Below are 11,101 nucleotides of genomic sequence, written 5' to 3' on the forward strand. Positions count from 1 at the left end.
TAATGACGCATATCGGTCATATTTACGCCTAGTCTGACATTGCACTCGCTCGTTCTGTCCACAGGGGTTGCGCCCTCTGTCTCCTCCGGTTAAGGGAAAGGACGGCTCACATGCCCGCAGACCTCGCCGTCATCGGACTCGGCCATCTCGGCCTCCCCCTCGCCCAGGCCGCCGTGGCCGCCGGCATCGAGACCATCGGCTACGACTCCGATCCACGGCCCGTCGCCGAACTGGCGGCGGGCCGCACCCCGGTCGACGGCTCGCTCACCGCCTCCGACGTGCGCCGTATGCTCTCCGGCGGCTTCCGGCCCACCACCAACCCGACCGAACTGGGCCGGGTCCGTACCGCCGTCATCTGCGCGCCCACCCCTCTCGGGCCCGACCGCACGCTGGACCTCACCGCCGTCGGCGAGGCCGCGCGCGCCCTGGCCGCCCGGCTGCGCCCGCACACCACCGTGCTCCTCGAATCACCGGCGGGCCCCGGCACCACGGAGGGGTTCCTGCGCACGATCCTGGAAGAGGGCTCGGGCCTGCGCGCCGGACGCGACTTCCACCTCGCGTACTCCCCCGGCCGTCTCGACCCCGGCCACCGCACCCACGGCCTCACCAACACCCCCAAGGTGATCGGCGGACTCACCCCCGCCTGCACCGAATCGGCCGCCGCCTTCTACGGACGCCTCACCGACAAGGTGGTCCGCGCGCGCGGGCCGCGCGAGGCCGAGACCGTCAAGCTCCTCGAAACCAACTTCAGACACGTCAACATCGCCCTGGTCAACGAGATGGCCGTGCTCTGCCACGACCTCGGCGTCGACCTGTGGGACGTCATCCGATGTGCCGAGACCAAGCCGTTCGGCTTCCAGGCCTTCCGCCCAGGCCCCGGCGTGGGCGGCCACGGCGTCCCCATGGACCCCAGCTATCTGCCGCACGCGGGCCGCACCCCCGGCCACCCGCTGCGCATGGTCGGCCTCGCCCAGGAGATCAACACGCGCATGCCGCAGTACGTCATCCAGCGCTGCGCCACGCTCCTCAACGAGCACGGCAAGTCCGCGCGGGGCGCCCGCGTCCTGCTGCTCGGCGTCACCTACAAGCAGGACCACGCCGACCAGGAGAGCTCACCGGCCACCGAGATCGCCTGCCGGCTGATGGACCTGGGCGCGACCGTCAGCTACCACGACCCGTACGTCCACGACTGGCGCGTACGCGATCTGCCCGTCCCGCGCGCCGACTCTCTTTACGAGGCCGCGGCGCAGGCCGATCTGACGGTGCTGCTCCAGCACCACCGTACGTACGACCTCCAAGGGCTCGCCGTGAAGGCGCAGTTGCTGCTCGACACCCGGGGAGCGAGCCCGGCGGGCGCGGCGCACCGGCTCTGAGACGTCGGCCCACCCCCCGTCCGCAGCCGGGCAATTGCCTGGGGCGGTGTCGTACCGGCCTGCTATGGTCCAGGGCGCTCGCACAACGGTGCGAGCTTTCCTTGGGGGATTCTTCATGAGCCAGTCATTCCAGCCGCCCGGAAACCCGTTCGGCGGCGGCCCCGTCCCGCCCGGCCCCGGCAACCCCTTCGCGCCGGCCCCGCCGGTCCGCGACAACGTGGGCCTCGGGCTCGGGGCGGCGGCCGTCACCGCGATCGCCGCCGCCGCGATCTACGGCGGCATCGCCGGTGCGATCGAGAGCGAGATCGGCTTCGCCGCCATCGCTGTCGGCTTCGTCATCGGTCTGGTCGCGGGCAAGGTCGGTGGCCGCAACCCGATCCTCGCCGTCGCCAGCGCCGTGTTCGCCCTGGCCGCCGTCTACCTCGGCCAGATCTTCGGCATCGCGATCATCGGGGCCGAGGAGCTGGGTCTGTCGACGACGGAGATGCTCTTCGACCACTTCAGCCTCCTCACCGAGGCGTGGAACCAGGGCAAGGAAGCGATGACGTTCCTCTTCTTCGCCCTCGCCGCGTTCGCGGCCGTCTCGGCAGCCAAGAAGGCCTGATCGCGGGGCGGTTGCCGCCCCGCGCACACGAAGGTGCCCCGGACCGCGTACGGTCCGGGGCACCCTTCGTGACTTCAGCGGCTGTGCTGCGAGTCCGCGACCGTCACCTCGACTCGCTGGAACTCCTTGAGCTCGCTGTAACCGGTCGTCGCCATCGCCCTCTTGAGCGCGCCGAAGAAGTTCATCGAGCCGTCCGGACTGTGCGACGGGCCGGTCAGGACCTCCTCCGTCGTGCCGACGACGCCCAGATCCACCAGCTTGCCGCGCGGCACGTCCTCGTGGACCGCCTCCATGCCCCAGTGGCGCCCCTTGCCCGGCGCGTCGCTCGCGCGCGCCAGCGGGGAGCCCATCATCACCGCGTCCGCGCCGCACGCGACGGCCTTGGGCAGGTCTCCGGACCAGCCCACGCCGCCGTCGGCGATCACGTGCACGTACCGCCCGCCGGACTCGTCCATGTAGTCGCGCCGCGCCGCGGCCACGTCGGCGACGGCGGTCGCCATCGGCACCTGGATGCCCAGCACGTTACGTGTGGTGTGCGCGGCCCCGCCGCCGAAGCCCACGAGCACACCGGCCGCGCCGGTCCGCATCAGGTGCAGCGAGGCGGTGTAGGTCGCGCAGCCGCCGACGATGACCGGGACGTCCAGCTCGTAGATGAACTGCTTCAGGTTCAGCGGCTCGGCCGCGCCAGAGACGTGCTCGGCGGAGACCGTGGTCCCCCGGATGACGAAGATGTCCACCCCGGCGTCGACAACCGCCTTGGAGAACTGGGCGGTTCGCTGCGGCGACAGCGCGGCGGCCGTGACCACGCCCGAGTCGCGCACCTCCTTGATGCGCCGGCCGATCAGCTCCTCCTGGATCGGCGCGGCGTAGATCTCCTGGAGCCTGCGGTTGGCGGTCGCCCGGTCCAGCTCGGCGATCTCGTCCAGCAGCGGCTGCGGGTCCTCGTAACGGGTCCACAGACCTTCGAGGTTGAGCACGCCGAGACCGCCCAGCTCACCGATGCGGATCGCCGTGCTCGGCGAGACCACGGAGTCCATGGGGGCGGCCAGGAACGGCAGCTCGAAGCGGTAGGCGTCGATCTGCCAGGCGATCGAGACCTCCTTCGGGTCGCGGGTGCGCCGGCTGGGGACGACGGCGATGTCGTCGAAGGCGTACGCGCGGCGTCCGCGCTTGCCGCGGCCGATCTCGATCTCAGTCACGATGTATGGCCTTTCCTCTGCGTCTGCGGCTTCAGTATCCCCGACCCGCCCCGGCGCACCCGTGAGGGGCGGCCCCGGGCCCTGTCCGGCTGACAGGACTTGATCGAGCGGGGGCCGCCCCTCATCGACGGGCCGGACGTCAGCGCCTGGTGTAGTTCGGCGCCTCGACCGTCATCTGGATGTCGTGCGGGTGGCTCTCCTTGAGACCCGCGGCCGTGATCCGGACGAACCGGCCCTTGCGCTCCATCTCGTCGATGGAGGCCGCGCCCACATACCCCATGGTCTGCCGCAGACCACCGATCAGTTGGTGCAGCACGGCACTCAGCGGGCCGCGGTACGGCACCTGGCCCTCGATGCCCTCGGGGACCAGCTTGTCGTCCGCGGACACCTCGCCCTGGAAGTAGCGGTCCTTCGAATACGAACGGCCCTGACCGCGCGACTGCATCGCACCCAGTGACCCCATGCCGCGGTACGACTTGAACTGCTTGCCGTTGATGAACTGGAGCTCACCCGGCGACTCCTCGCAGCCCGCGAGCAGGCTGCCGAGCATCACCGTGGACGCGCCGGCCGCGAGAGCCTTGCCGATGTCGCCCGAGTACTGGAGGCCGCCGTCGCCGATGACCGGGACGCCCGCCGCCTGGCAGACCACCGCGGCCTCGTAGATCGCCGTGACCTGGGGGACGCCGATGCCGGCGACGACACGCGTCGTACAGATCGAGCCGGGGCCGACACCGACCTTCACACCGTCCACGCCCGCGTCGATCAGTGCCTGGGCGCCGTCACGGGTGGCCACGTTCCCGCCGATGACATCCACCGGAACGCTCGACTTGATCTTGGACATCCAGCTCAGCGCGTTGCTGTTGTGGCCGTGCGAGGTGTCCACGACCAGGAAGTCCACCCCGGCCGCGACCAGCGCCTGGGACCGCTCCAGCGCCTCGGGACTGGCGCCGACGGCCGCGCCGACGAGCAGCCTGCCCTCGCCGTCCTTCGCCGCGTTCGGGTACTTCTCGGCCTTGACGAAGTCCTTGACCGTGATGAGGCCCTTGAGGATGCCCTTGTCGTCGACGAGCGGAAGCTTCTCGATCTTGTGGCGGCGCAGCAGCTCCATGGCGTCCACACCGGAGATGCCGACCTTGCCGGTGACCAGCGGCATCGGCGTCATGACCTCGCGCACCTGGCGCGCACGGTCCGACTCGAAGGCCATGTCACGGTTGGTGACGATGCCGAGGAGCTTGCCGGCGGCGTCGGTGACCGGGACGCCGCTGATCCGGAACTTGGCGCAGAGTTCGTCGGCCTCCGCGAGCGTCGCGTCGGGGCCGACCGTGATCGGGTCGGTGACCATGCCGGACTCGGAGCGCTTCACGAGGTCGACCTGGTTGGCCTGGTCGGCGATGGAGAGATTGCGGTGCAGCACGCCCACGCCGCCCTGCCGCGCCATGGCGATCGCCATGCGGGCCTCGGTGACCTTGTCCATCGCGGCGGAGAGCAGGGGAAGGTTCACCCTGACGTTGCGGGAGACCAGGGACGTGGTGTCCACCTCGTTCGGCAGGACCTCCGAAGCGCCGGGCAGCAGCAGCACGTCGTCGTATGTCAGCCCGAGCGTCGCGAACTTCTCAGGCACTCCGTCGACGTTTGCAGTCATGACACCTTCCCCAAATGGCCTTGATCGGTGCGGATGTCCATGCTAACGGGAAGCGGAGGCGTCTGATTCCACGCTCCCGCACTCTCAGCAGGCGCCCGGGGCCGCCCGCCGGGTGCGGCTACTGCTCGGCGAGCGCGCGCAGTCTGCTGAGCGCGCGGTGCTGCGCGACCCGTACGGCGCCGGGCGACATCCCCAGCATCTGGCCGGTCTCCTCGGCGGTCAGCCCCACGGCGACCCGCAGGACGAGCAGTTCGCGCTGGTTGTCGGGGAGGTTGGCGAGGAGCTTCTTCGCCCACTCCGCGTCGCTGCTGAGCAGCGCGCGCTCCTCCGGGCCGAGGGAGTCGTCGGGCCGCTCGGGCATCTCGTCCGAGGGCACCGCCGTGGAGCCGGGGTGCCGCATCGCGGCCCGCTGGAGATCCGCGACCTTGTGCGCGGCGATGGCGAAGACGAAGGCCTCGAAGGGCCTGCCGGTGTCCCGGTAGCGCGGGAGCGCCATCAGGACGGCGACGCAGACCTCCTGCGCGAGGTCCTCCACGAAGTGGCGTGCGTCACCGGGCAGTCGGTTGAGCCGCGTGCGGCAGTAGCGCAGCGCGAGGGGATGCACATGGGCCAGAAGATCGTGCGTGGCCTGCCCGTCCCCCTCGACGGCACGGTGAACGAGCGCACCGATCACCGTGGTCTCGTCATCGCGCATCCGCCCATGGTGCCTCGGAGGCTGCCGATCCGTGGCACCACGTTCATAGTTGTGCACCGAAGCGTTATGAGCAGGTGCGCCGGAACTCATCTCCTGCGCCCTCCCCTTCCGCTCGCCCGACTCGTCCCCGAGGAACTCCACACCTCAAGGATGCGGCATCGGGCGGGTAACTGTGGCGTACGGGCACCGGTGACCCTCTCCGCCGCCCCGTCCGCCGCACGGGCAGACGGGGTTACGCGACTGTCCGGACGGGCCGCCCGGACGCCTCCGACCAGCGCCTAACGGACCAGACCCCAGCGGAATCCGAGGGCCACGGCGTGCGCGCGGTCCGATGCGCCGAGCTTCTTGAACAGCCGCCGGGCGTGGGTCTTGACCGTGTCCTCCGAGAGGAAGAGCTCGCGCCCGATCTCCGCGTTCGACCGGCCGTGGCTCATGCCTTCGAGCACCTGGATCTCACGCGCGGTGAGCGTGGGCGCCGCGCCCATCTCCGCCGACCTGAGCCGGCGCGGGGCGAGCCGCCACGTCGGGTCGGCGAGCGCCTGCGTGACCGTCGCGCGCAGCTCCGCGCGGGACGCGTCCTTGTGCAGATAGCCGCGGGCACCTGCGGCGACCGCGAGCGCGACCCCGTCCAGGTCCTCGGCGACCGTGAGCATGATGATCCGGGCGCCCGGGTCGGCGGACAGCAGCCGGCGAACGGTCTCGACGCCGCCCAGACCGGGCATGCGCACGTCCATCAGAATCAGGTCCGAGCGGTCCGCGCCCCAGCGGCGGAGGACTTCCTCACCGTTGGCCGCGGTCGTCACGCGCTCGACGCCGGGCACGGTCGCAACCGCGCGGCGCAGCGCCTCTCGGGCAAGCGGGGAGTCGTCACAGACGAGGACGGATGTCATGGCCGCCCTCCGCAGCTGATGCGCGTCACCTTGAGCCTCCAGGCTGAGTACATGTGGTCACCTGTGCGATTGACGCCATCGGACATGTGCCCGATCGCTTCTTCCTTCAACCGCCTCGCACACTCAACGACGGTCACTCGAAAGAGTTACGGGTCCGAAATCGCCCTCGGCACTCTACGTGAGGAGGTGCGCACAGAGCAGAGCCTCGCAGGTCACCGCTCGATCACGCTGAGCCATGCCCCATTTAGCGGCTTTTCTTCGCTTTTGCTGGTGTCTGTGGCTAGATTCCCAATGAGTCATATTTACATCTACTTACACAGGAGATGTACGGTCGTGAAGAGATGCGGTCGGCGCGTCGGGCTCACACCCGGCGCCCCGGGGTGCATCGCGCCCGGTCGACCCATATCCGCCTCCACGGATGCAAGGGGACATGAGCAATGGCAGATTTCTCCCGTCTTCCCGGACCGAACGCAGATCTGTGGGACTGGCAGCTCCTCGCCGCTTGTCGCGGCGTCGACAGTTCGCTGTTCTTTCACCCGGAGGGAGAGAGGGGCGCGGCCCGCAGCGCCCGCGAAACCTCGGCCAAAGAGGTGTGCATGAGATGCCCGGTCCGCGCGCAGTGCGCGGCGCACGCGCTGGCGGTGCGGGAGCCGTACGGCGTGTGGGGCGGGCTGACGGAGGACGAACGCGAGGAACTGATGGGGCGCGCACGCACCCGGTTGATCGCGACCACGGGGGCGAACGGGTCGGGACGCGCCTGACCTGCGACAAACATTACGCAGAAACGTTTCTGCACTGACGTTTCCGCATCGACCGCGCACCGCGCGCGGCTCGGACCACCGCGCTCCCGTCACGGCGGGAGCGGGGCAGGGGGCCAGGGGGAGAGGGCGGGGGAAGAGAACGGAGTCAGCGCGAAGCGGCCCGTTCCAGTTGATCCAGCGTCGCCGCCACCGCCGGGACCCGTGCCAGATCGGGCAGGGTGAGCGCGACGATCTCCCGCCGCACCGCGGGGTCGACGGTGACCGTACGGGCGGCCTTCGGCAGCACCGACTCCATCGCCAGCTCCGGCAGGAACGCGACCCCGAGTCCGGCCCCGACCAGGCCGATCACCGCGGGATAGTCGTCCGTCGCGAAGTCGATACGGGGGGTGAAGCCCGCCTTCGCGCAGGCTTCCACCAGTTGGTGCCGGCAGCGCGGACAGCCCGCGATCCAGGACTCGTCGGCGAGATCCGCGATGGAGACGGCGGCGGCCCCGGCCAGCCGGTGCTTCTCCGGGAGCAGCCCCACCAGCCGGTCGGTCAGCAGCGGGCGTACGACCAGGTCGTCCCACTCCCCGGCGCCGCCGGTGGAGCCGTAACGGAAGGCCAGCGCCACGTCGCAGTCGCCGTCGCGCAGCATCTCGACGGAGCGTGGCGGCTCCGCGTCGACGAGCGAGACGCGGGTGCCGGGGTGCGCGGTGCGCAGGGCGGCCAGCGCGGCGGGGACGAGCGTGGAGCTGCCGCTCGGGAACGAGACCAGCCGGACCCGGCCGGCGCGCAGGCCCGCGATGGCGGCGACCTCCTCCTCGGCGGCGGTGAGTCCGGAGAGGATGCCCGTCGCGTGCCGTACAAGCACTTCGCCGGCCTGGGTGAGGCGCATCGCGCGGCTGGTCCTGATCAGCAGGGTCGTACCGACCGAGGCTTCGAGGACCTTCATCTGCTGGCTGACGGCGGGCTGGGTGCAGCCCAGTTCCCGCGCCGCGGCGGAGAACGAGCCGGTGGTGGCGACGGCACGCAGGACACGGAGATGACGGGCTTCGATCACCCCGCAAACATAAGGGAAACTTGGGGGTACGGGGAAATTCGGGGCAGCACATTTGGGAGGCCCTCGGCCGGGGCGGCGGGTTAGCGTTCCTGGCATGAGAGTTCTGACCGTGAATGTGGGACGTGCCAAGACCGTCGCGTACACGGACGCGCCCGGCGGCGCGACCGGTATCGACAAACAGCCGGTGGACGGCCCGGTCGCGGTGCGCGATCCCGGCCCCAAGGGCACGGGCGCGAGCGGTCTCGTCGGGGACACGGTGTGCGATCTGCGCCATCACGGCGGCAGCGACCAGGCCGTGTACGTGTACGCGCGGGAGGATCTGGACTTCTGGGAGCGGGAGTTGGGGCGTCCGCTGGCCAACGGCTGCTTCGGCGAGAACCTCACCACGGCCGGTCTCGATCTCAACGGGACGCTGATCGGCGAGCGTTGGCGGGTCGGCCCCGATCTGGTGCTGGAGGCGACGAGCGGGCGGGTCCCGTGCCGTACGTTCGCGGGCCGGCTCGGCGAGAAGGGGTGGGTCAGGCGGTTCACCCGGCAGGGGGTCACCGGGGCGTACTTCCGGGTCGTGGTGCCCGGCGAGGTCCGGGCGGGCGACCCGGTCGAGATCGTGCACCGGCCCGAGCACGAGGTGACGGTGGCTCTCGCCTTCCGGGCCGCGACGACCGAGCGCGAGCTGCTGCCGAGGGTGCTGGCCGCCGGAGAGGCCCTGCACACCGAGGAGTTGAGGACCGCGCGGGAGTACGTGGCGAGGTACGGCGACGGGACGGCCGGCGCCGCGACAATCCCCGGTCAGACGGACGGAACCGCCGACGAGAGCGCCGGGGTGGTGTGACTCCCGGAAACGACAACAGGGCGGGAAGCGGTGTGCCGGGGGCGCCCGGTGGTGGGCGGGGGCGCCTTCCGGTGGCCGGACGGCCGTTCGCGCCGGGCGCGCGACCGTCTAACGTGCCGCCTATGACGACTGCTTTGATTACGGGCGCCACAGCGGGTATCGGCGCCGCCTTCGCGCGGCGGCTGGCGGCGGGCGGGACCTCCGGCGGGGTGGGAAGCGGCCACAATCTGGTGCTGGTCGCACGTGACACCGAGCGCCTTCAGCACCAGGCGACCGAACTCCACGACCTGCACGGCATCGAGGCCGAGGTGCTGACCGCCGATCTCTCCACCGACCTGGGGATCGCGGCGGTCGAGGAGCGTCTGGGCGACCTCAAGCACCCGGTCGATCTGCTGGTCAACAACGCGGGGTTCGGGAACAAGGGCCGGTTCCTGGACGTGTCGATGGCCGACGAGCTGACGATGCTGAAGGTGCACTGCGAGGCGGTGCTGCGGCTGACGTCGGCGGCCGTCGTCGGAATGCGGGAGCGCGGGCGCGGCGGGGTGGTGAACGTGTCGTCGGTGGCCGCTTTCCTGCCGCGCGGGACGTACGGCGCGTCGAAGGCATGGGTCGTGCAGTTCACGGAGGGCGCCGCGCGGGACCTGGAGGGGACCGGGGTACGGCTGATGGCGCTCTGCCCCGGCTTCACGCGCACGGAGTTCCACGACCGGGCGGGGATGGGGACGGACAGAATCCCCAACTGGATGTGGCTGGACGCCGACAAACTGGTGACCGCGGCGCTGACCGATCTGGCGCGCGGCAAGACGGTGTCGGTGCCGGACCCCCGGTACAAGGCCCTGATGGGCGCGGTGAAGCTGGCGCCGCGGGGGTTGCTCGGCGGGGTGACGTCGAAGACGGGGCGGAAGTACGGGCCGCGATAGCGGCGACGACCCGCCGGTCCGGCCCGCCGTACCACCCACGCCGACCCCACGAGGAGAGCGACTTCCACCATGCAGGACGCCACTGACAATCGGCCCTCCGCGCTGCTCTCGATGGGTCCGGGCATCGCGGAGCGGCTGTTCTCCCCCGCTCATCTCTCCCGGCTGACCAGCCTCGTACGCACCGATCCGCGACGTGTCGCCCACACCCTGGCCGGCCCCGGTCTCGACCCCGCCGTCGCCGCCGCGCTCGCCGACGCCGAACTGCTGATCACCTGCTGGGGCGCGCCACCGCTCACCGCCGGGGTCCTCGACGCCGCGCCGCGGCTGCGCGCCATCGTGCACGCGGCGGGCACCGTCAAGCACCACATCACGGACGCCTGCTGGGAGCGCGGGATCGCGGTCGCGTCGGCGGCGGCGGCCAACGCCGAGCCCGTCGCCGAGTACACGCTGGCCGCGATCCTCTTCGCGGGCAAGCGGGTCCTTCACTCGGCCCACCGCCACCGGGAGCTGCGCGCCCCCCACGACTGGCACCAGGAGCTGAGCGGGGCGGGCAACTACCGCCGTACGGTCGGGATCGTCGGCGCGTCCCGGATCGGCCGCCGGGTGATCGAGCTGCTGCGGCCGTTCGATCTCGACGTCCTGCTGTACGACCCGTACGTCAACACCGCCGCCGCCGGGGCTCTCGGTGTCGAGCAGGTGGCGCTGACCGAGCTGTGCGCGCGGAGCCAGGTGGTGTCGGTCCACGCTCCGCAGGTCCCGGCCACCCACCGGATGATCGGCGCGGCCCAGCTCGCCGCGATGCCCGACGGGGCCACGCTGATCAACACCGCGCGCGGCTCGCTGATCGACGAGGACGCGCTGCTGCCGCAGCTGGTCTCCGGCCGGCTGAGCGCGGTGCTCGACGTGACGGATCCCGAACCGCCGTCGCCCGAGTCGCCGTTGTACGACCTGCCGAACGTGCTGCTGACCCCGCATGTCGCGGGCTCGCTGGGCGGGGAGGTCCACCGGATGACGGATCAGGCGCTGGACGAGGTGGAGCGGTACACGAAGGGGCTGCCGTTCGAGGATCCCGTACTTCCGTCGGCGCTGCCGCACTCGGCCTGAGCCGTACCCGGGAACGCGCCGAGGCCCGGCACCCCCGAAG

Annotated in this window: 11 protein-coding genes; 6 read left to right on the forward strand and 5 right to left on the reverse strand. The window is 71.0% G+C overall.

The window, feature by feature from the left end:
• The first annotated feature begins 110 nt into the window (after positions 1–110).
• Together ACFWV8_RS27240 and ACFWV8_RS27245 are read left to right on the forward strand one after the other, a co-directional pair.
• Positions 111–1,373 (forward strand): nucleotide sugar dehydrogenase, encoded by a 1,263-nt coding sequence (locus tag ACFWV8_RS27240; RefSeq protein ID WP_384209010.1) that lies wholly within the window; start codon positions 111–113, stop codon positions 1,371–1,373.
• 115 nt (positions 1,374–1,488) lie between these two features.
• Positions 1,489–1,977, forward strand: a complete 489-nt coding sequence (locus ACFWV8_RS27245) for a hypothetical protein (RefSeq protein ID WP_384209015.1) — start codon at positions 1,489–1,491, stop codon at positions 1,975–1,977.
• 74 nt (positions 1,978–2,051) lie between these two features.
• Here ACFWV8_RS27245 and ACFWV8_RS27250 read toward each other — a convergent pair whose 3' ends face one another.
• The 4 genes from ACFWV8_RS27250 to ACFWV8_RS27265 form a co-directional block, all read right to left on the reverse strand.
• Complete coding sequence (locus ACFWV8_RS27250) at positions 2,052–3,176, reverse strand: GuaB3 family IMP dehydrogenase-related protein (RefSeq protein WP_329382954.1); 1,125 nt, start codon at positions 3,174–3,176, stop codon at positions 2,052–2,054.
• A 139-nt stretch (positions 3,177–3,315) separates the two neighbouring features.
• Positions 3,316–4,818: an IMP dehydrogenase gene (gene guaB, locus ACFWV8_RS27255; protein ID WP_384209018.1), complete on the reverse strand. Its 1,503-nt coding sequence runs from the start codon at positions 4,816–4,818 to the stop codon at positions 3,316–3,318.
• Between the two features lie 118 nt (positions 4,819–4,936).
• Positions 4,937–5,512 (reverse strand): sigma-70 family RNA polymerase sigma factor, encoded by a 576-nt coding sequence (locus ACFWV8_RS27260; protein WP_189107598.1) that lies wholly within the window; start codon positions 5,510–5,512, stop codon positions 4,937–4,939.
• A gap of 278 nt (positions 5,513–5,790) precedes the next feature.
• Complete coding sequence (locus ACFWV8_RS27265; protein WP_003948568.1) at positions 5,791–6,402, reverse strand: response regulator transcription factor; 612 nt, start codon at positions 6,400–6,402, stop codon at positions 5,791–5,793.
• A gap of 437 nt (positions 6,403–6,839) precedes the next feature.
• Here ACFWV8_RS27265 and ACFWV8_RS27270 point away from each other — a divergent pair, with 437 nt between their 5' ends.
• Positions 6,840–7,163 (forward strand): WhiB family transcriptional regulator, encoded by a 324-nt coding sequence (locus ACFWV8_RS27270; RefSeq protein ID WP_329382964.1) that lies wholly within the window; start codon positions 6,840–6,842, stop codon positions 7,161–7,163.
• Positions 7,164–7,308: 145 nt separating this feature from the next.
• Here ACFWV8_RS27270 and ACFWV8_RS27275 read toward each other — a convergent pair whose 3' ends face one another.
• Positions 7,309–8,205 (reverse strand): LysR family transcriptional regulator, encoded by an 897-nt coding sequence (locus ACFWV8_RS27275; RefSeq protein WP_384209023.1) that lies wholly within the window; start codon positions 8,203–8,205, stop codon positions 7,309–7,311.
• A 94-nt stretch (positions 8,206–8,299) separates the two neighbouring features.
• Here ACFWV8_RS27275 and ACFWV8_RS27280 point away from each other — a divergent pair, with 94 nt between their 5' ends.
• The 3 genes from ACFWV8_RS27280 to ACFWV8_RS27290 all read left to right on the forward strand — a co-directional run bounded on the left by ACFWV8_RS27280 (position 8,300) and on the right by ACFWV8_RS27290 (position 11,061).
• Positions 8,300–9,037 (forward strand): MOSC domain-containing protein, encoded by a 738-nt coding sequence (locus ACFWV8_RS27280; protein WP_384209026.1) that lies wholly within the window; start codon positions 8,300–8,302, stop codon positions 9,035–9,037.
• A 122-nt stretch (positions 9,038–9,159) separates the two neighbouring features.
• Positions 9,160–9,957: an SDR family oxidoreductase gene (locus tag ACFWV8_RS27285; RefSeq protein ID WP_329382972.1), complete on the forward strand. Its 798-nt coding sequence runs from the start codon at positions 9,160–9,162 to the stop codon at positions 9,955–9,957.
• A 69-nt stretch (positions 9,958–10,026) separates the two neighbouring features.
• Positions 10,027–11,061 (forward strand): hydroxyacid dehydrogenase, encoded by a 1,035-nt coding sequence (locus ACFWV8_RS27290; protein WP_384209029.1) that lies wholly within the window; start codon positions 10,027–10,029, stop codon positions 11,059–11,061.
• Positions 11,062–11,101: the final 40 nt, after the last annotated feature.

Source organism: Streptomyces sp. NPDC058665 (assembly GCF_042714995.1).
Classification (GTDB): Bacteria; Actinomycetota; Actinomycetes; order Streptomycetales; family Streptomycetaceae; genus Streptomyces.

Excerpts from the sequence above, each read along its gene's own strand:
- ACFWV8_RS27240 (WP_384209010.1), top strand. The coding sequence starts at position 111 with ATGCCCGCAGACCTCGCCGTCATCGGACTCGGCCATCTCGGCCTCCCC.
- ACFWV8_RS27245 (WP_384209015.1), top strand. The coding sequence starts at position 1,489 with ATGAGCCAGTCATTCCAGCCGCCCGGAAACCCGTTCGGCGGCGGCCCC.
- guaB (WP_384209018.1), bottom strand. The coding sequence starts at position 4,818 with ATGACTGCAAACGTCGACGGAGTGCCTGAGAAGTTCGCGACGCTCGGG.
- ACFWV8_RS27260 (WP_189107598.1), bottom strand. The coding sequence starts at position 5,512 with ATGCGCGATGACGAGACCACGGTGATCGGTGCGCTCGTTCACCGTGCC.
- ACFWV8_RS27265 (WP_003948568.1), bottom strand. The coding sequence starts at position 6,402 with ATGACATCCGTCCTCGTCTGTGACGACTCCCCGCTTGCCCGAGAGGCG.
- ACFWV8_RS27270 (WP_329382964.1), top strand. The coding sequence starts at position 6,840 with ATGGCAGATTTCTCCCGTCTTCCCGGACCGAACGCAGATCTGTGGGAC.
- ACFWV8_RS27280 (WP_384209026.1), top strand. The coding sequence starts at position 8,300 with ATGAGAGTTCTGACCGTGAATGTGGGACGTGCCAAGACCGTCGCGTAC.
- ACFWV8_RS27285 (WP_329382972.1), top strand. The coding sequence starts at position 9,160 with ATGACGACTGCTTTGATTACGGGCGCCACAGCGGGTATCGGCGCCGCC.
- ACFWV8_RS27290 (WP_384209029.1), top strand. The coding sequence starts at position 10,027 with ATGCAGGACGCCACTGACAATCGGCCCTCCGCGCTGCTCTCGATGGGT.